Below are 19,789 nucleotides of genomic sequence, written 5' to 3' on the forward strand. Positions count from 1 at the left end.
TGCCCGTCCCCAAACACAGCAGCCAGAAAACAAAAAAGCCCGCGACTGCGGGCAAATCACGCCTGTGACGAACAGGAAATTCAGCGTGCCCCAACACGAGCAGCAAAGTCGGTGTAACCACCGATATATTCAGAGCCAATCAGAATCTGCGGCACCGTGTACACCGGACGTCCCAGCGTAGACTGCAAGTCAGCCTTGCTGATGCCTTCAGCAATCATGTCGATGTAACGGAATTCAAAACCACGGCGTTCACACAGGTCACGTGCCATTCGGCAATAACCGCAGTTGTCGCGGCCATAAATAGTCACTTTTTGCATTTGCCGATCCCCTTACCTAACTACTCATAGTCTATTTCGATAGGTTTTGGGTGATAAATCAAAATTGGCTATTCGGCCGATAGCCTGAACGACCGTAATCCATCGCGCCCCGACCCACGTCAGACCCGACCAACGGCAAACATGGCAGGTTATGGTCAGGATCAATGAATACCTGATAGCAGCGGTCAGAATGCCGAAGGTAGAAATGACACAGGCCAACAATCCTGAGCATCGCCGGTTGATTTTAAAATATTAGTATATTCTAATGCAGTTATATTCAACTGCCGCCACACAGCGGCCTGTCTGTTGAGCACGATACCGAGGACACCATCATGACTTTCACCCGCAAACTGCTGTCCCGCGCTCTGGGCATCGGAGCCCTGCTGGCCACTCTGCCAGCGCTGGCTGTGGATACCCAGACCCTGCAAACCGCCATGGTTCCCCAGTATTACAATCTGGAGGCAACACTGGAGGCGGTGAATGAAAGCACGATTTCCGCCCAAACCAGCGGCACCGTCAAAGCCGTCCATTACGACATCAACGACCGCGTTGAAGCGGGCGCACTGCTGATTGAAATCGACAACAGCCAGCAGCAGGCGGCGTTGTCACAGGCCGAAGCCAATCTCGCCCAGGCGCAAGCCGCTGATGGTGACGCTCAGGCCAACCTCAACCGCGTCAGCCGACTGGTCAAACAGGGCAGCCTGTCACAGGGTGATCTCGACAGTGCCCAGGCGCGTGCCAAAAGCAGCGCCGCTGCGGTAAAAGCCGGTGAAGCCAGTGTCCGTCAGGCCCGAGAACAACTGGGGTATACCCGGGTAACGGCGCCCTACTCCGGTATCGTCAAGGCACGTCTGATCCAGATGGGTGAAATGGTCGCCCCCGGCACCCCACTGATGACCGGTATGGCGTTGCAGCCGCTGCGCGCGGTTGCGGATGTGCCACAACGGGTTGCCCGCGAATACAAAAGTGCCGATCAGGTTCAGGTTGCCCTCGACCAGCAGCTGATCAGCCCCGACAAGGTAGTGCTGTTCCCGTACGCAGATGCCAGCCACCACAGCCTGCGCTTGCGTGCAGAATTACCCGCTGCCGCTTCCGCCGGTTTTTATCCGGGTATGTGGGCCAGTGTGCGTCTGCAAACCGGTGAACGCGAAGCCATTATGGTGCCTGCCGACGCAGTGCTGCAGCGCTCGGAAGTCAGCGCCGTTTACGTCAAAACCAACGGTGTACTGAAACTGCGCCAGGTGCGCACTGGCAACCGTCAGGACCAGCAGGTCGAGATTCTGGCGGGCCTGAGCGCCGGTGATGAAATCGCTACCAACGCCCTCGCCGCACTGGCAGAACTGGGCAGCCAGAAACAGGAGCAATAATCATGGCTCTGGGTATTTCCGGAAAAACCGCACAAACCTTCCAGAACTCGGCGATCACTCCGCTGCTGGCGCTGGTGGGTCTGCTGCTGGGCTTCTTTGCGGTGATGATCACGCCCAAGGAAGAAGAACCACAGATCGACGTGACCTTTGCCAACGTGTTTATCGGATATCCGGGTGCCAGCGCCCGTGAAGTTGAACAACTGGTGGCGATTCCGGCCGAACAGGTACTGTCGGAAATCAAAGGTGTGGACGACGTTTACTCCATCAGCCAGCCCGGACAGGCCATTCTGACCGTCGCCTTCAAGGTGGGGATTCCGCGCGAAACCGCGATTCTGAACCTGTACAACCAGGTCTACAGCAACAAGGACTGGTTTCCACAGAATCTGGGCGTAATGGAGCCGGTGATCAAACCGATGGGCATTGATGATGTGCCGATCATGAGCGTCACCCTGTCATCCAAAGACACCAACGTTTCCGCATCCGATCTCACCGCGGTTGGCCACGCGCTGGAAACCGAACTCAAGCGTATTCCCGGCACCCGTGACATCTACAGCATTGGTGAACATTCCTCGACCTTGCAGGTAGACCTCGATCCTGCCCGTATGAACGGTCACAGTCTGGCCTTTGACGACGTGCGCAACGCGCTGGCCAGCGCCAACGCCGGTGGTTACCGCTTGCCAGTGGTGCAGAACAATCAGGTGATTCAGGTTCAGGCCGGTGCATTCCTGCAATCCACCGCTGATCTCGGCCAACTGATTGTCGGCAAAAGCAACGGTGGTCTGGTGTATCTGGCCGACGTCGCCGACATCCGTATGCTCGCCGATAACCCCGACCAGTACGTGATGCATCAGGCACTGGGCGACAGCGCTGCCCATCCAGCGGTTACCCTGGCGATTGCCAAACAGCCGGGTGAAAACGCCATCGACATTACCCAGGCCATTGAAAAACGTCTGGCTGAACTGCACGAACGCCTGATCCCTGACAACATCGACGCCACCATCACCCGTGACTACGGTGTTACCGCCAAAGACAAGTCCGACAAGCTGATCGCCAAGCTGCTGTTTGCCACCACCGCGGTGGTGATTCTGGTACTGGCGACCATGAGCTGGCGCGAGGCCATTATTGTGGGCGGTGCCATTTTTATTACCCTCGCCATCACCCTGTTTGCCAGCTGGGTATGGGGCTTCACCCTCAACCGGGTATCCCTGTTTGCGCTGATTTTTTCCATCGGCATTCTGGTCGACGACGCCATTGTGGTGGTCGAAAACATCCACCGGCACCTGCATATGGGCGGCAAAAAGCTGATTGAAGCCATTCCGGTCGCCGTGGACGAAGTCGGTGGACCAACCATTCTGGCTACTTTCACCGTGATTGCCGCGCTGATGCCAATGGCCTTTGTATCCGGCCTGATGGGCCCGTACATGAGCCCGATTCCGATCAACGCCTCCACCGGTATGCTGATCTCTCTGGTGGTCGCCTTTGTGGTAACCCCTTGGCTGTCATACAAGCTGCTGAAGCGTCATATGCCGACTGGCAACCAGAACCACAACGAAGAACACCCGGAACAGGGCAAACTGTACCGCCTGTTTGCCGGCCTGATGAACCCGTTCCTGCTGGGGGCTCAGGCCACCAAAAAACGCGTGTTCCTGTTCCTGGGGATTACCGGCCTGATTGGTGTCGCCGTTGCCCTGCCGGTGTTCGAGCTGGTGGTTCTGAAGATGCTGCCTTTCGACAACAAATCGGAGTTTCAGGTAGTGGTGGATATGCCGGAAGGTACTCCGGTTGAACAAACCCTGATGGTGCTGGAAGCCGTCTCTGACGAGCTGATGAAAGTACCGGAAATCCGCGACGTGCAGCTGTACGCCGGTACGGCGGCGCCGATCAACTTCAACGGTCTGGTGCGCCAGTATTACCTGCGCAAGCTGCCGAATCAGGGCGACATTCAGGTCAACCTGGTCGACAAACACCATCGTGATCGCAAGAGCCACGAGATTGCCCTGTCGGTACGGGAACCACTGCAAGCGATTGGCAAAAAACTCAATGCCAACGTCAAGGTCGTGGAAGTGCCACCGGGCCCGCCGGTCATGGCACCAATCGTGGCTGAGGTGTATGGCCCGGATTACGACCAACAGATCGCCGCCGCCAAACAGCTGCGCCAGTTGTTCGAGCAAACCCCGGACATCGTTGACGTGGACGATTACATCGAAGCCGATCAGGAAAAATGGCTGATCAGCATCGACCGTCAGCGTGCCGCCATGCTGGGTGTGGCGCAGGCCAGTATTGTGCAGGCCATTAACACCGCGCTGGGTGGTGAAGATGTGTCGTACCTGCGCAGCGACAGCGCCAAGTACCCGGTGCCGATTCGTCTGGAGCTGAACGAAGGTGACAAGGTTAGCCTGAACCAGTTGCTGGTAATGAAAGTGCGCTCGGCCAACGGTGATCTGGTGGCGCTGGCCGACCTGGTGACCATCGAGAAAAGCACCATCGACAAAACCATCTACCGCAAGAACCTGCAGCCGGTGGTATTTGTAACCGCCGATATGGCTGGCCATCTCGACAGCCCGCTGTATGGCCTGTTCGGCATGTCGTTTGCCATGCCAGAAAGTGGCCTCAACTGGGAGCAATGGTTTATCCAGCAACCAGGGCTGAGTGACAGTATCAGCATGAAATGGGACGGTGAATGGCAGATTACCTACGAAACCTTCCGCGATATGGGTATCGCCTACGGCGTCGGTATGATCCTGATTTACCTGCTGGTGGTCGCTCAGTTCCGCAGTTATCTGGTGCCGCTGATTATCATGGCACCGATTCCGCTGACCGTGATTGGTGTGATGCCAGGCCACGCCCTGCTCGGTAGCCAGTTCACCGCTACATCGATGATTGGCATGATCGCCCTGGCGGGGATTATTGTGCGCAACTCGATTCTGCTGGTGGATTTTATCAACCAGAAGCTGGGTGAAGGTCTGAAGTTTGAAGCTGCTGTGGTACTGGCCGCCGCCGTGCGGGCCCGCCCGATTGTGTTAACCGCCGTGGCCGCCATGATCGGAGCGTTTTTTATCCTCGACGACCCGATCTTCAATGGCCTCGCGATCTCGCTGATCTTCGGCATCATGATCTCCACCCTGCTGACGCTGGTGGTGATCCCGCTGCTGTACTTCTCACTGATGCCAAAAAACCTCGGTGAGAAAATTCGCGGCGAAATCGTCGAGGATTAAGATCAGGTACAAGCTGGCCGACTGTTGCCAAAGCCCGGTTGCTCCGACAGGAGGCCGGGCTTTTTTCATGCACGTTTATCAACAATACATGAGCGTTAGAGGCTCATATAAAAGCCAATAAATCGGAATTCAGACCAGTAGAGTCCAACTTGCCAACACCTTGCAATTACTGACACTTCCCGACGATTTTCCCCTCAAGAATCCATTACCTCACGCCGTTAGCAGCCACACCGGGGTTGCCAACAGGAGAGGCACCATGACCAGCATCAACTCGATTTATGTCAGTAACCCTCGCGCCAACGGCGAATATGCGGGAAGCAACACCAGCATCACCGATCAGGAAAAAGAAAGCGTCAGTGACGCCAAGCGGGTAGCCGTCACCCAGGTCGAAGATGTTGTCACTCTCTCGCCCCAGGCCATTGAGCAGATGAACACCGAATTGCAGGCGCGTAACGACCAGCAACCAGGCGATCACAGCAGCCAGCCTGATGGTTCATCAAACGGCATCAGTGTCGGCAGCGGCAGCGCAACTCCCGACACCTATAGCCCGCCGTCGGTAAATGCCAATGACCGCGTCACTGAACGAGCATCCGAACGCCCTGCCCCGTTGCAACAGAATCAGGTACGCCAGACAGGCACGAGCAGTGATATATCCGACAGCAACCCGACTCAAAACACCGACAGTACCGCGCTGTTAACGAATAGCAGTGCTCAGGCCAGCAGCGGCGGTGATAACGACGGTGATGCGGATGACATCGGTGGCAACAGCACAGTGAATCTGGCCACCAATATCGATGGCGATGACGATAGCAGCACCAGCCAGACAGCGTCCGCCCCGACATCAGCAGATACAACCACCAGCACCAGCTCTGCCAGCTCAACCACCACCACAACGAATAACAGCAGCGATACCAGCACTTCATTCACCTCGGATAGTGACGATAACGACAGCTCTGAAGAATCGGATAGCGCTGCTGGCAGTGCTCCGGCAGGAGCTGGAAAAGCGGGTGGCCCGGGTGGCGCAGGCGGAGCCAGCAGCAGTGACGACGCCACAACACTGGAGCAACAAATCGCCGAGCTGGAAAAACAGATCAAGGTAGCGGAAGCCGAGCTTGAGAAACTGGCTGCAAAAGCCAAAGACGACGACAGTGCGGTCGCCCAGATGCAGGCCAAGCAGATGGAAGTAGCGCAGCTGCAAGGCCAACTGATTGAGCTGCAACAGCAGCAACTGGCATCACTTAGCGCCAGTAGCAGCCAGGGACACTTTTAATAACGCTGCACAAAACGATGGCGCCATCGACCAACAGTTTCTGCAGCCACTCCGAACCACTCACCAATTTCCTTTTCTGGAAGGCCTTCTGTGCTTGGGAATACTCGAGGAGGCCTTTACCGACTATTGTTTACCAGGACTACTCTAAATTACGCAGTCTGCCGAGCCTCTTCCAAACAACAAAGCAACACAGAGCCGTAATAAACCTGGACGTCACTGATCGCAACAAACATGCCGGATTAAACCGCTTTCTCAGAGGGTTCAAAGGTATTTTTCATGACTCAACTCAGTATTGAAGGCCAAAGCACTAATTAACGAGCAAAACAATAGTAGTTTGACACTACAGTAGCATCGCCAACCGGTACAATTGTTGCAAAAATTACGCACTTAATCAGAGAACTGCATTTTATGTCCGCCGAAGATGAAAACCGACAGCGACTCACACAAGCACTGGACCTGAACCGCTATGTCCCGGCGCAAATCACCTTGTTGTCCAATAAGCTATCTGCCGGGGCATCTGCTTGTTACCGCAAACACTTTGGCGTTGGCATTGTTGAATGGCGCTTGCTGTCTTTGCTCGCCATTGAGACGCCGCTGTCAGCTCATCGCATGTGCCAGAGCATAGGACTCGACAAATCCGCTGTAAGCAGGGCATTAAGATCAATGGAAAATCAAGGCTATATACAGTCAAATCCCGATCCAGACGACGCACGCCGAGTGACCATTCATATGATGCCTACCGGCCAGGCCATTCACGACCGCATCCTGCAAGTGGCTATCAAACGCGAAGAGCTTCTGCTAGCGGATTTCTCCGATTCTGAACTGGAAACTCTGTTACAACTGCTGCAGAAAATGAATAACCGAGTAGAAACTGTAAATAGCTATTACCCCAAACAGACCTGAACCCTCACCCTGATCCGTTGCCCGATCATCATGCGTACCTGATCTCAGGCACACTGAGGGCACGTCCAAATCAACTATTCAGCTATCCAGGCCTCCCCAGGAACACTCCGAAAACTCTGCACAGCCCGCCCTTCGGGGCTTTGCACAAGTGCTGCAACCCGTGTGTTATTGATCAATTACACCATAACACCCACAAATTCATACGCTCGTATGAATTTTCACAGTAAAGTGGCAAATGTATCAACCTTAGACGACCAACAAGCTTCTATTATTACCCTCCACTGACTGACGTTCGGAGTCGCCATGCAAGCCAAACTACTGACCAGTGCCATTACACTGCTCTGTCTGATCCAGCTCAATGGCTGCCGGGAAGAAACCCCGCAGACAACGGTTGCCAATGAACCGCGTCCGGCCCTGATTTATCAGTTGCCTGATGCCAGTTCAGGGCAACTGCGCAGTTTTCCGGCCAGAGTAGATGCCGCCAATGAAGCGGTGTTGTCATTCCGGGTCGCTGGTAATCTGTCAGAGTTACCCGTTAAAGCCGGTCAGGCCGTCAAGCAGGGGGATGTTCTGGCTCGCCTCGACAACCATGATTACCAGCTGCAACTGGACGACCGTCAGGCCCGTTTCCAGTTGGCCGACAGCCAGTTCAAACGCATTAACGACCTGTATAACCAGCGTCAGATTTCCCGAGCACAGTTTGATCAGGCCCAGGCCGACCTCAATATCAGCCGTGCCGCCCTCGATAGTGCCCTCAGCAGCCTGAAATACACCCGTCTGAGCGCACCCTTTGACGGCACCGTTGCGGAAGTTATGGTCGACAATCACCAGACCATTGCGGCTGGCAGCCCAGTACTCACCCTGCAAACCCGGGATCAACTGGTGGTGCGCATTCAGCTGCCGGAACAATTGATGGCACGCCTTGGTGAGCAAAGCCGTCCGTATCAACCAGAAGTCGAGTTTGAAGCCCTGCCCGGCCAACGTTTCAAAACCACCTATCAATCCCACAACACCAAAGCCGATGCCGCCACTGGCAGCTATCTGGTGGAATTGAGGATGCAACGCCCGGCCGAGCTGAACCTGCTGCCGGGTATGTCTGCGACCGTTTTTGCCGATATCGACGAAGCCACCGGTGCCCACCACATGGTCCCGGTTGTGCCGCCGCAGGCAGTATTCCAGAGCAGCGATCAAACGGCAGGTTCCAGCAATGCCAGCGTGTGGCTGCTGGATGACCAGAATCGTCTGCAGGCACGGGAAGTCAGCACTGGCCAGCTCACCGATGCCGGACTGGAAATCACCAGTGGCTTACAAGCCGGTGACCGCATTCTGGCCGCCGGAGTGCATCAGGCCCAGGCCGGGATGACGGTAAAGCCATGGACTCGTGAGCGGGGGCTGTAAGCATGAGCGCCATCCAGCCACCGTCAAACCATCACTCGACGCCCAACCATCAACCAGCATCGAACAACCCGCCACCGGGCAATAACGAAGCTACCTGGTTTATCACCAACAAAACCACCAGCTGGTTAACCCTGCTGATCCTGCTGATTGGTGGGCTGATTGCCTACATGCAACTGGGACGCCTGGAAGACCCACCGTTCACCATCAAGGAAGCCATGGTGGTGGTGTATTACCCCGGCGCCAGCCCGGCCCAGGTCGAGGAAGAAGTGACAGCCCGTCTGGAAGATGCCATCCAGTCGTTGGCCTATGTCGACGACGTCGACTCCATTTCCCGCGCGGGTATGTCGCAGATTCATCTGAAAATCAAAACCGGCTACCGCTCCAGCCAGCTGCCACAAATCTGGGATGAACTGCGCCGCAAGGTCAACGACAAAGCCAGCTCTTTGCCGACAGGAACCAGCGCACCGGTCGTGCTCGACAACTTTGGTGATGTGTATGGCATGTTGCTGGCTGTCAGCGGTGAAGGCTTCAGTTATCCGCAACTGAACGACTATGCCGAATACCTGAAACGCGAGCTGGTAACCGCCGACGGTGTATCGAGCATCGACATTGCTGGCGACCAGAACGAAGTGGTGTTTATCACCATCAGCCGCGAGCAACTCAACAACCTCGGCATCCCCCTCACCCGTCTGTACAGCCTGTTGCAAAGTCGCAACGCGGTGGTGGCCGCTGGCAGCCTGCGCACGGGTGACGAGCAAATTCGTATTTATCCGTTTGGCGAATTCACCAGTGTTGAAGAACTGGGTGATCTGTTGATCAGCCAGCCCGGTTCTGATCGCCTGATCCGCCTGCGCGATATAGCCACCGTTAGCCGGGGTGTCAGTGATAACCCGACCCACTTCACCGGTTTTAACGGCCAACCCGCCTTGCATCTGGGTATCGCCTTCCGTCCGGGTGTCAACGTGGTCGAAGCCGGTGCCGCCCTGCGCCGCCAGATTGCCGCCCTCGACAGCACCCGACCACTGGGTATGGAGTTGCACACCATCTACGACCAGCCCGCCGAAGTCGCACAAAGCTCCGATGGTTTTATTCTCAACCTGGCGCTGTCGGTACTGATTGTGATCGCGGTGTTGCTGGTGTTTATGGGCTTGCGGCCGGGGCTGATTATTGGTGCCATCCTGTTGCTGACCATTCTCGGCACCCTGATCGTTATGAAAGCGCTGGCCATCGACCTGCACCGGATCTCGCTAGGTGCGCTGATTATTGCCCTCGGCATGCTGGTGGATAACGCTCTGGTGATTACCGAAGGCATCATGATTGGCCTGCAACGCGGCCAGTCGCGCTTGTATGCCGCCTGGGCGATTGTGCATCAGACTCGCTGGCCATTATTGGGCGCTACCGTGATTGCCATCGTTGCCTTTGCACCGATTGGCCTGTCGCCGGATGACGTCGGCGAGTTTGTGGGATCGCTGTTTTATGTGCTGCTGATATCCCTGCTGATCAGCTGGTTTACCGCCCTGACCCTGACGCCATTCCTGTGTGATCTGCTGTTAAAAGCGCCCGTACCAACGACCAACAGCGCCAACCACACGGAAGCCGACCCTTACGCCGGTGTTTTGTATCAGGCTTACAAAACCCTGTTGCAAACCATGTTGCACCACCGGGTACTCACCAGCATCCTGATGATCGTGCTGCTGGGCGCCGCCGTGCTGGGCTTCACTCAAGTAAAACAGTCGTTTTTCCCACCATCCAACACCCCGATGTTTCTGGTGGATCTGTGGTTGCCAGAAGGCACCGACCTGCAAGCGACCCGTCGTCAGGCGGAACAGCTGGAGCACTGGTATCAGAACCAGAGCGGTGTGGAATACACCTCATCCAGCAGCGGTCGCGGCGACCTGCGTTTTATGCTGACCTACGCCGTCGAGAAGGAATACGCCGCCTACGCGCAGGTGATGGTGCGCGCCGACAGCCTCGATTCAATTCCGCCGCTGATTCGGGCCGGGCGTGAATACGGCCAAAACAATATGGCCGATGCCCAGCTGATTTTCCGTCGCCTGCAGATTGGCCCCGGCACCCCCGCCAAGATCGAAGCCCGTTTCTCAGGCCCCGATCCACAAGAACTGCGACGTCTGGCCAACGAAGCCGAAGCCATCCTGCATGCCGATACCGCCGCCGATAACATCCGCCATAACTGGCGGCAACGGGTCAAGGTGATTCGTCCGCACCTGAACGAGGAAAACGCCCGCCGCGCCGGTGTCACCCGTGAAGACCTCGACAACCTGCTGCAACTCACCTATTCCGGCCGCACCGTCGGTGTGTATCGGGAAGGCACCCACCAGCTGGGTATCGTCTTGCGGCTGCCGGAACATCAGCGCTCCGACATCGACGGCCTCTCCGGACTGCAAATCTGGAGCCCGGTTTACAACCGCTATATTCCGCTGCAGCAAGTGGTCGAACAGGTCGATGTGGTGTTTGAAGACCCGCTGGTATTGCGCCTGAACCGCAAACGCACCCTGCAGGTATTAGCCGACCCAGCACTGGATTCCGGTCAGACCGCCGACGAACTGTTCCGGCGCGTACGCCCGCAGATTGAAGCCATTGCCCTGCCCGCCGGGTATCAGCTCGAATGGGGCGGCGAATATGAATCCTCGCGCAAAGCACAGGCCAACGTATTCGCCAGCCTGCCGATGGGCTATCTGCTGATGTTTGTTATCACCATCCTGCTGTTTAACGAAGTGCGCAGCGCACTGGTGATCTGGGCCTGTGTGCCACTGGCGATTATTGGCGTCAGCGCCGGCATGTTGCTGCTGAGGGCCGAATTCGGCTTTATGGCACTGCTCGGATTCCTGAGCCTGTCGGGCATGATCGTCAAAAACGGCATCGTCCTGGTCGACCAGATCCGGCTGGAAGAACAGACCGGCAAACCGGGCTACCAGGCCCTGTGTGACGCCGCCGTCAGCCGCCTCCGACCGGTATCCATGGCCGCCCTCACCACCATCCTCGGCATGTTACCCCTGCTGATCGACCCGTTCTTCAGCGCCATGGCCGTGGTAATCACCTTCGGACTGGGCTTCGCCACCGTACTGACACTGGGAGTTGTACCCGTGCTCTATAGCTTCACCCACCGAATACAAGTGCAACGGAACTGAGCTGAGTCGGACGTCGGGCGTCGGGCGTCGGGCGTCGGGCGTCGGGCGTCGGGCGCAATTGTTACTAAAAGTAGGCTGGTGCACAGCGAAGCGTGCCCAGCATCAGCGATACGCCGAAATGCCATCGCGGCCAACGGCCGACTCCTACAAGAAAACGCAGTTTTACCCACCAAAGGTGGCCGCCAAATGCCCATCTGGGCGAGCCGGGATTCACCGCAACGGCCGACCCAGCCGGGGCATGGATGCCCCGCCAGGCCGGGGGACAAGGTCCCCCAAGAGAGCAAGCGGCTGTGCCAATTAACAAACCGAGTAGCCGCCAGAAGTCGGACGTCGGACGTCGGACGTCGGACGTCGGACGTCGGACGCAACAGCATCCACCAACACACCGCTTAAACCCAGCGCAGCTGGCTGCCCAACTGCCCATCTGGGCGAGCCGGGATTCACCGCAACGGCCGACCCGGCCGGGGCATGGATGCCCCGCCAGGCCAGTTGGTACAGGGATGTACCATCTGGCCGGGGTCGAAACGCCGTTGTCGGTGAATACCGGATAAACGAGCCCAGTCGGGCTAAGCAGGGGGAGGCCCGCCCGGCCGGGGGACAAGGTCCCCCACGAGGGCAAGCAGCCAGGCCAATTAACAAGCCGAGTAGCCGTCTGAAGTCTGAAGTCTGAAGTCTGAAGTCTGAAGTCTGAAGTCTGAAGTCTGAAGTCTGAAGTCTGAAGTCTGAAGTCTGAAGTCTGAAGTCTGAAGTCTGAAGTCTGAAGTCTGAAGTCTGAAGTCGGACGCATGAAGTCAGACGTCGGACGTCGGAGCCTATCGAGGTTAACCCTTAATCCTCAATAATCGCCACCGCACGGGTCCAGCCCGCTGATGCGGCGCGGATCTTGTGCGGGAAGCAGCTGACCATAAAGCCAGTTGCTGGCAATGCCTCAAGGTTATGCATTTTTTCCAGATGGCAGTAACCAATATGGCGTCCGGCTTTGTGGCCTTCCCAGATCAGCGATTTATCGCCAGTCTCCGCGACTTTTTTGGCCGTGTAGGAAAACGGCGCGTCCCAGCTCCAGGCGTCGATACCGGTCAGGCGCACACCACGATCCAGCAGATACATGGTGGCTTCGTAACCCATACCACAACCGGTATTCACAAAGTCCGGCTGGCCGTAACGACTGCCCGCACGAGTATTGACCAGCACAATATCCAGTGGCTGCAGTTCGTGGCCGATGCGTTTCAGCTCAGCTTCAACATCAGCAGCGGTGGCTACATATCCATCCGGGAAGTGACGGAAATCGAGTTTTACACCCGGCTGAAAGCACCATTCCAGCGGCACTTCGTCGATGGTCATGGATGGGCGTTTCTCCCCCAGCAGCTCATCCTGGGTGGAGTGAAAGTGCCACGGCGCATCCAGGTGAGTGCCACTGTGCGTGGTCAGGGTTACCCACTCGGCAGCCGCCGCTTCACCATCCGGAAAATCTTCTTCTTTGGTGCCGGGCAGCATGGCCAGAAACTCATGCAGGGTGTCGGCGTGTTTCTGGTAGGTGATTTTCGGTGCCAGTGGTGGTGGGTCTGACAACACGTCGTTTTCGAGGAAAATCGACAGATCGATAAAACGGCGATTCGGGTTGCGCTTCATAAGAGTGTCCTTTGATGACGGAATGTTGTTATTGGAGTTGTTCTCAAACGTGTGACGATCAAACGGCGGGGCAAACCCCATTCAGTGCGACGAGCGCGGCACAACAGCAGCACGGTTATCCGTTGCCCACTGCAGCCGCAGGAAACAACCGAATGCCAGTACCGCCACCATGGCCACCATCAGACCCAGCCCCTGATAACCACTGGCGTCTACCAGCACGCCGGCCAGCAATGGGCCAATGGCCGAGCCAATCATCAACATCGCCGGAGTCGCCGCCAGCGCCCGACCACTGGTGTCGAGACGGGCGATCAGGCCAAACAGGAAGGTATGGGTAAAAATCATCACCCCTACCCACACCACCGCCGCGAAGGCGAATAACCACAGGCTCTGCACCTGGGTAACCGCCAATGCCAGCAGCAGTTGGCACACCGGGCCCGCCAGTAGCACTCGTCCGGCCGCCAGACGTTTTTCCAGCAAGGCCGCCAGCACCGGAGGCACCAGATTAAACAGCCCTACCCCGATCAGAATGCTGGTAACGGTTTGCAGGCCGTAACCGCGGTCCATGCCAATACGTTCAACAAAACTGAACAACATGGCGTTGGCGAGGGACATACAACCGATACCCAACATGCCCATCCACACCACTTTCGGAATCGGTGCTTTCAGCTGGGTCGACGTCGGTGCCGACGAATCCGCCTGATTTTCCGCAACAGACTGTGACTGACCGAGCCACATCAGCGCGGCGACAGCAGCGGTAAAGGTCGCCAATGCAAACAGCACAAACAGCGTTGCGGCACCGGCTTTTTCAACAATCACCGGGCCGCTGCCCAGCACCAGAATGCCGAACAACCCCAGCGCCAGACCGGCCATGGCAAATACCCGGTGCGGATTGGCGCTGCGGCCCATCAGGCCATGCACACAAGAAAGTGCCGTACCTGCGCCGATACCACCTAACGCGTGTAACAGCGCCATCAAGACGTAGGTTTGCACCAGAAACAGCGAGGCGAATGCCAGAGTTGCCAGCGCAAAACCACCAACAATGACCCGTTGTGCGGGCCAGCGCCCAAATCGCGGTGCCAGTACCAGACTGGCCATTACCTGACCGGCGAGAAACAGGGTTACCAGCAGTCCGGCTTGCGCCGGTGCCAGCCCCATCGAACCGATCAAGGCAGCGCCAACCCACACAGGCAGGGCTACCAGATCCAGCATGCCGGCGCAGTGAGCAATCAACAGTGCTGCCGTTGCTCCCCGCCCCCGTGCTTCGGCACTTGCGGTGCGGATGTTGTGCGGAGAATGGCTCATCGCGTTTCTCCTCAGATAGGTTGGGCCAGTGCTGCCATTGAAGCCGCCATGATGCGGGCATGTTCGGCCTTGTCGCCGCCGTTGATCTCGATATGACACAGACGCTCGGAGTTCTTCACCACCAGCTCACAACGGGACCAGCGACGCTGATGGAACGCGTCCAGCGCTGATTGCAGATCGGTGGCGTTCACCAGCTCCTGCGCCAGCACCATGCCACTCTCGATACCAATACCGGCACCGGAAGCCAGATGCGGCGTGGTTGCCGCCACCGTGTCACCAATCATCACCAGACGTCCGCGGTTCCAAGGCGTAGGCACCAGCAGATTACCCAGCGGGCGATAGTCGATATTGGCACCCGGCTGATACAGATGCGGAATCATGGATTGCAGCAGCGGGTCCGGGAACGGACGCAGCAGTCCGGCACAAACATCAGCCCAGGTAGAAGGCTCAATAAACTCATGGGTTGGGCGGTCTTCGGTAATAAACAGATACATCTGGGTCGCCGATACCGGGTTCACGCCAATCTTGATGTGTTCAGCGGTCCAGATGGTCGGACGTTCGATATGCGCCGGACGCGGCAACACCGCACGCCAGACGCCCTGCCCGATGTATTGCGGTGGTACAACTTCCGGGAAGAAACGACCACGCAGCTGCGAGTGCACACCATCTGCGCCCACCACCAGGTCGTAAACACGCTGTTCACCATCTTCGAAGGTAACGCGCACGCCGTTATCCAGCAGTTCCAGATCCTGATAACTGCTGCCCAGACGCACATTCACGCCCGCCGCCAGCGTGGCCTCGGACAGAATCTTCGCCAGCACCGGGCGCAAAATGCCACCACCACCCGCTACATCCGAGCCAACCGGTTGCGGGGTTGGCAAACGGGCAATGTGCTGGCCAGTCGGGGTATACAGATCCACCCCGCTCGATACCCAGCCCTGTTCGCGGAACTGTTCGTACAGGCCCATTTGCTGCAGTGCACGCAGGGTCGAACCGTTGATGGAGATACCGGCACCCAGTGGACACCAGTCTGGATCGATCTCGATCAGATCCACCGCAATACCGGCTTTTTGCAGACAAATAGCGGCGGTCATACCGGAAAAGCCACCACCAATAACCAGAACGTTGCTGACGACACTCATGTTGGGTTCTCTCTTATTCTTGTTCGTGAAGCCTGTTGGCTTGTAAATGAGCCTGTTGGCTTGTGTATTCAGACGCCACCGGATTAACCGGCGACGGCTGCCCTGATACGTAACCGGATTTCACCGGCCTCTTCATAAAGCCCTGGCACCGCGGTCAGATGCCCGCCCTGACACGGCCCCTGTACACACAAACCGGTATCCGGTTCGAACAGGGCACCATGAGCGTGGCAGCACACATGGCTGCCACTGGCATTCAGGTAGGCATCCTTGCGCCATGCCATGGGCGAGCCCGGAATATGCGGGCAGCTGTTGAGCCAGCCGTACAGTTGGCCCTGATGGCGCACCACAAACATCACATCGGAATCACCGCCAGAGCGGTTATTGGCACTGCGATCCAGCCGCGCCGGACGCGGATCAAAACCGCGCGATTGCCCTTCGGCGATGTCACTGCTGGCCGCCAGGCGCACAAAGTCGGCTGTCATGGCTCAGCCCTCGTAGTCGCCGTTGACCGGAGCACCTGGGCCCGGGAACCAGCGCTGGCGATAACCCAGCAGGAAGGCTTGCGAGGCATCAGCGCTGATCGGTGCTTCACGGGCACTCCATTCGAGATCGAACATATCCATGTCGGCGTCCATTTCAACGTGGCAGGCAAACGGGCTGTTGAAGTACCAGAACCAGTTGGAACCAAACACGTGACGACCCGGGCCCCAGAACGCCTGATAACCTTTTTCGATAAAGTTATGGCCGTTCTGGATCACTTCGGTCGGGCCACCAAAGTGGAAAGTGAAGTGTTCAACACCGGTCATAAAGGCCGGAGCGCCAATCAGGAAATGGGTGTGGTGATCGAGACAGCCCGGTGGCTGCAGGAATGGGCCAACACCGATGAAACGGTCGGTGCAACGGAAGCCCAGACGCTCCACATAAAAGGCTTCGGCCTTGGCCACATCCGGAACGAAATAGACGATGTGCGACAGGGTGCGCGGCTGGATACGAGCCTTGCTGTTGTTCACCGCCAGACTGTTGATCGGACGTTGCACGGCCGCACCCGGTGCGTTGGAGATTTCACCGGCCAGATCCAGCGGGCGACGTACGGTGAGCTGGAAGCCCAGCATAAAACCGGTGTCGTCAAGGGCTTCAATCGAACCGTCATCCAGCACTTTCACCTCGCGGTCCTTGCCCAGTTCTTCGGCAATCGCGCTCAGGGTATCGGTATCGGCGACCCCGAAAATGGTCTTGCGCAACATACAACCGGCGGTTGGTGCGGCAGGCAGGCTCGGATTATCGGCACGGAACAGCACCACCGAGGTGCCGTCCAGCGCTTCATAACAACCGCTGTTGTCATCTTCAGCAACGGTTTCCAGACCATAATCACGCAGGTACTGGCGGCAGGCTTCCAGATCCGGAACACCAAACACCAGGCTGTCGAGTCCAATAATTTTCATCGTCACAGGCTCCTTCAGGTACGTTCGGCGGCAACACGGCCACCCAGGGTTTCAGCCACCCAGTCGGCAATGTAGTGACCGGCGTTGATGCTGTTATCGAAGCTGGAGTGCTGCACTCCACCTTCACGGTCGGTAAAAATCTTGAGTTCGCGTTTCGGGCTGTTCACCAGCTGTTCGTAGGTGCGCTCTGCCCACTTGAGGGGAATTTGCGAGTCTTTCTGGCCGTGGGTAACCAGGAATGGCACGCGGATTTTTTCCACCACACCATCGAGGTGCACGTTCTCGGCGATCTGCATGAATTCATCGATATTGGTGGCACCCCAGACCCAGCAAACGTGGTTCCAGTAATGTGGCACCGGGAAATCGCCTTCTTTTTGCAGACGTTTTTTCTGAACATCGCGCCAGTCGTGGTTCGCGCCCCACACCACGCCACAGGCGAAACGAGGCTCAAACGCCACCGCACGTGGGCAGTAATAACCGCCCAGCGACACGCCCTCACAGCCGATACGGCTCGGGTCAACATCGGCGCGGGTTTCGAGGTAATCCACCACCTTGCTGGCCCAGTGCTCGGTATCAAAACGGGCATGCAAACCTTGCAGACGCAGGGCTTCGCCGGTGCCCGGCTGATCCACCACCAGCGAGGCAATACCGCGCTTGGCCAGCCAGGCTGGCAGGCCCACCATGTATTTCATTTCCTTGGTGGAATCGAGGCCGTTGACCTGTACCAGTACCGGAGCCGGGCCACCGCCCCCTTCCGCGGGTACAAACAGCGCCGACAGGTGTTTGCCTTCGTATGGAATTTCCACGCGCTGGCAGGCTTCGCCACCCAGTTCCAGACCACGGGCAAAGGTGTCGAGGAAACGCTGATACAGTTCCAGACGCCCGGCCGAACCGTGCGCCTGCAGGCGTTCGCAGGTCAGCAGATAACTGGCCGCACGCTTGTACTTTTCACCGGCCGACAGCAGACGGCCTTTTTCCTCGTCTTCTAGCGCCAGCTCACACAGCTTGTTGGCCATGTTCGACCAGGTTTCGCGGAAAGCACGGGTACCTTCGGCATCCGGCTGACGGGCCGCTTCCTGCAGCGGCGCGCACATTTCTTCGATTTCGCCAATGCGGGCGCCCATCTCGATGGCAAGATCCACCGACAGGTTCCAGACATAGTTGGTTGGGAAATAACGGAACATGTTGTTCTCCGTTGGTTGTCAGAAATTCGGGTTCAGGACCAGACGCCAGACGCCAGACGCCAGACGCCAGACGCTCACATCAGCGCACTCCTTCGCCAGCCAGAGCGGCCGGGGTGAACACGCGGTCCGGGTAACGAGGAACTTGTGGGTACTGCTCGGCCTTGCTGTTGTAGAGGTTGGCCACAAACGCACTGCCGGACAGCAGGTCGTTCATGCCAAACGCGCCGAGGATGGTTCCCGGAAACTCAGGTGCCACAAACGGTTGTGACCAGATAGTGCGCCACAGGGCGCCCTTGGCATCCCAGCGGTCAGCCAGCACACAACCCCAGGTGTCTTCATCGCAGTAATAACGACCGCGTGGAGACTGGTGACGCTCACCGTTGCGCAGAGTGGCTTCCACCACCCACACGCGGTGGCGTTCCCAACGCATGAAGTCCGGGTTCAGGTGATGTTTATCCAGCACCTCAGCGTCGGTTTTTGGCTGCAGCAGACGGTTGTTGTTGTACGGAATCAGCATTTCCTGCTTGCCCACCAGCTTCCAGTCGAAGCGGCTGAGGCGACCGTTAAAGGTTTCGATTTCGTCGAAAAACATCACCCCGGCGGTAGATGGTGTTGGGGTGTCGCAGCAAGGGTTCGGCAGCTTGCGAACCCGACGCTGACCGGTCAGATACACCCAGGCACGGGAGCTGGTATCGAGGGCTTCGCGCCCCACCACGGCTTCACCGGCACGGATCGGCGGGCCCTGGTTGATCATGCGCACCATCCAGTATTCGCCGCCGCTTTTCTCGAACTCCTCCAGCGAGCTGTCTTCGAAGTAATACGGCATCTGCTGGTCAGCCACGCCATCGGTGGCCAGCACCTGATCACCGGAGTTGGTCAGCTGATACTGGGTGAGCGGCATCTGCCAGGAAGTACCACGCCAGCGCAGTACGTGGTTCTGCATCACCTCGGCACCGTTTTGTGGAATCGGGAACGGGATACCACCAAAGGCACCGGTCACCTTGTCACCCTCCATGCGGGCGCGGGTGGCATTGGCCTTGGTGTTGTCGTACACCCACTGTGGTGCCGCCGCAGTACGGTGGGTCGGGTACACATCAATACGGAAAGAATCCGGATAACGTTCCAGCATGGCACGGGTGCCTTCGGTCAGAACGTCGGCGTATTGGGCCATGTTGGCAGCAGTAACGCTGTAAAGAGGCTTTTCGTTGGCGTAAGGATCGGCACGACGACCACCCGCCGCATCACCGGCAATCGGGGTGGTAAAGCCGCCGTTCCAGGCCGGAATAGAGCCATCCGCATTGCCGGCTTTTTCGGCACCCAGCGGGGTCAGACTGGTACCCAGACGGGCCGCTTCAGTGGCATTTACCGCCGCCAGGGACGAGCTGACCGGGACCACTGCCAGAATGGCAGCAGCCAGAACCAGAGGTTTGAACATGTTTGTTCTCCGCGAATATTGTTGTTATTGAAGGAG

General features: G+C 57.6%; 14 protein-coding genes. 6 read left to right on the forward strand and 8 right to left on the reverse strand.

Annotation, left to right across the window (positions count from 1 at the left end):
* Positions 1–80 precede the first annotated feature (80 nt).
* Complete coding sequence (locus OUO13_RS02395; protein ID WP_283172247.1) at positions 81–317, reverse strand: GrxA family glutaredoxin; 237 nt, start codon at positions 315–317, stop codon at positions 81–83.
* A gap of 332 nt (positions 318–649) precedes the next feature.
* On the opposite strand from OUO13_RS02395, the gene OUO13_RS02400 reads away from it, so the two are divergent.
* The 6 genes from OUO13_RS02400 (at position 650) to OUO13_RS02425 (ending at position 11,619) form a co-directional block, all read left to right on the forward strand.
* Entirely contained in the window at positions 650–1,684 is a 1,035-nt protein-coding gene (locus tag OUO13_RS02400; RefSeq protein ID WP_283172248.1) for an efflux RND transporter periplasmic adaptor subunit, read from the forward strand.
* 2 nt (positions 1,685–1,686) lie between these two features.
* Positions 1,687–4,899: an efflux RND transporter permease subunit gene (locus OUO13_RS02405; RefSeq protein WP_283172249.1), complete on the forward strand. Its 3,213-nt coding sequence runs from the start codon at positions 1,687–1,689 to the stop codon at positions 4,897–4,899.
* Between the two features lie 256 nt (positions 4,900–5,155).
* On the forward strand, positions 5,156–6,169 hold the full coding sequence (locus tag OUO13_RS02410; protein WP_283172250.1) for a hypothetical protein: 1,014 nt from the start codon (positions 5,156–5,158) through the stop codon (positions 6,167–6,169).
* Between the two features lie 408 nt (positions 6,170–6,577).
* Positions 6,578–7,072, forward strand: coding sequence for a MarR family winged helix-turn-helix transcriptional regulator (locus tag OUO13_RS02415; RefSeq protein ID WP_283172251.1), 495 nt, complete (start codon positions 6,578–6,580; stop codon positions 7,070–7,072).
* A 303-nt stretch (positions 7,073–7,375) separates the two neighbouring features.
* On the forward strand, positions 7,376–8,470 hold the full coding sequence (locus OUO13_RS02420; RefSeq protein ID WP_283172252.1) for an efflux RND transporter periplasmic adaptor subunit: 1,095 nt from the start codon (positions 7,376–7,378) through the stop codon (positions 8,468–8,470).
* 2 nt (positions 8,471–8,472) lie between these two features.
* Complete coding sequence (locus OUO13_RS02425; RefSeq protein ID WP_283172253.1) at positions 8,473–11,619, forward strand: efflux RND transporter permease subunit; 3,147 nt, start codon at positions 8,473–8,475, stop codon at positions 11,617–11,619.
* 828 nt (positions 11,620–12,447) lie between these two features.
* Here OUO13_RS02425 and OUO13_RS02430 read toward each other — a convergent pair.
* The 7 genes from OUO13_RS02430 to OUO13_RS02460 all read right to left on the reverse strand — a co-directional run bounded on the left by OUO13_RS02430 (position 12,448) and on the right by OUO13_RS02460 (position 19,753).
* A complete protein-coding gene (locus OUO13_RS02430) occupies positions 12,448–13,248 on the reverse strand; it encodes a cyclase family protein (RefSeq protein ID WP_283172254.1) in 801 nt (266 codons plus the stop codon).
* 81 nt (positions 13,249–13,329) lie between these two features.
* Entirely contained in the window at positions 13,330–14,550 is a 1,221-nt protein-coding gene (locus tag OUO13_RS02435; RefSeq protein WP_283172255.1) for an MFS transporter, read from the reverse strand.
* A gap of 11 nt (positions 14,551–14,561) precedes the next feature.
* Positions 14,562–15,692, reverse strand: a complete 1,131-nt coding sequence (locus OUO13_RS02440) for an FAD-dependent oxidoreductase (protein ID WP_283172256.1) — start codon at positions 15,690–15,692, stop codon at positions 14,562–14,564.
* Positions 15,693–15,775: 83 nt separating this feature from the next.
* Positions 15,776–16,174 (reverse strand): Rieske (2Fe-2S) protein, encoded by a 399-nt coding sequence (locus OUO13_RS02445; protein ID WP_283172257.1) that lies wholly within the window; start codon positions 16,172–16,174, stop codon positions 15,776–15,778.
* Between the two features lie 3 nt (positions 16,175–16,177).
* Positions 16,178–17,134 (reverse strand): VOC family protein, encoded by a 957-nt coding sequence (locus OUO13_RS02450; RefSeq protein WP_283172258.1) that lies wholly within the window; start codon positions 17,132–17,134, stop codon positions 16,178–16,180.
* Between the two features lie 14 nt (positions 17,135–17,148).
* On the reverse strand, positions 17,149–18,318 hold the full coding sequence (locus OUO13_RS02455; protein ID WP_283172259.1) for an alpha/beta hydrolase family protein: 1,170 nt from the start codon (positions 18,316–18,318) through the stop codon (positions 17,149–17,151).
* A gap of 79 nt (positions 18,319–18,397) precedes the next feature.
* Positions 18,398–19,753, reverse strand: coding sequence for a DUF1329 domain-containing protein (locus tag OUO13_RS02460; protein ID WP_283172260.1), 1,356 nt, complete (start codon positions 19,751–19,753; stop codon positions 18,398–18,400).
* Positions 19,754–19,789: the final 36 nt, after the last annotated feature.

This window comes from Parathalassolituus penaei, from assembly GCF_026626885.1.
Classification (GTDB): Bacteria; Pseudomonadota; Gammaproteobacteria; order Pseudomonadales; family Oceanobacteraceae; genus Oceanobacter; species Oceanobacter penaei.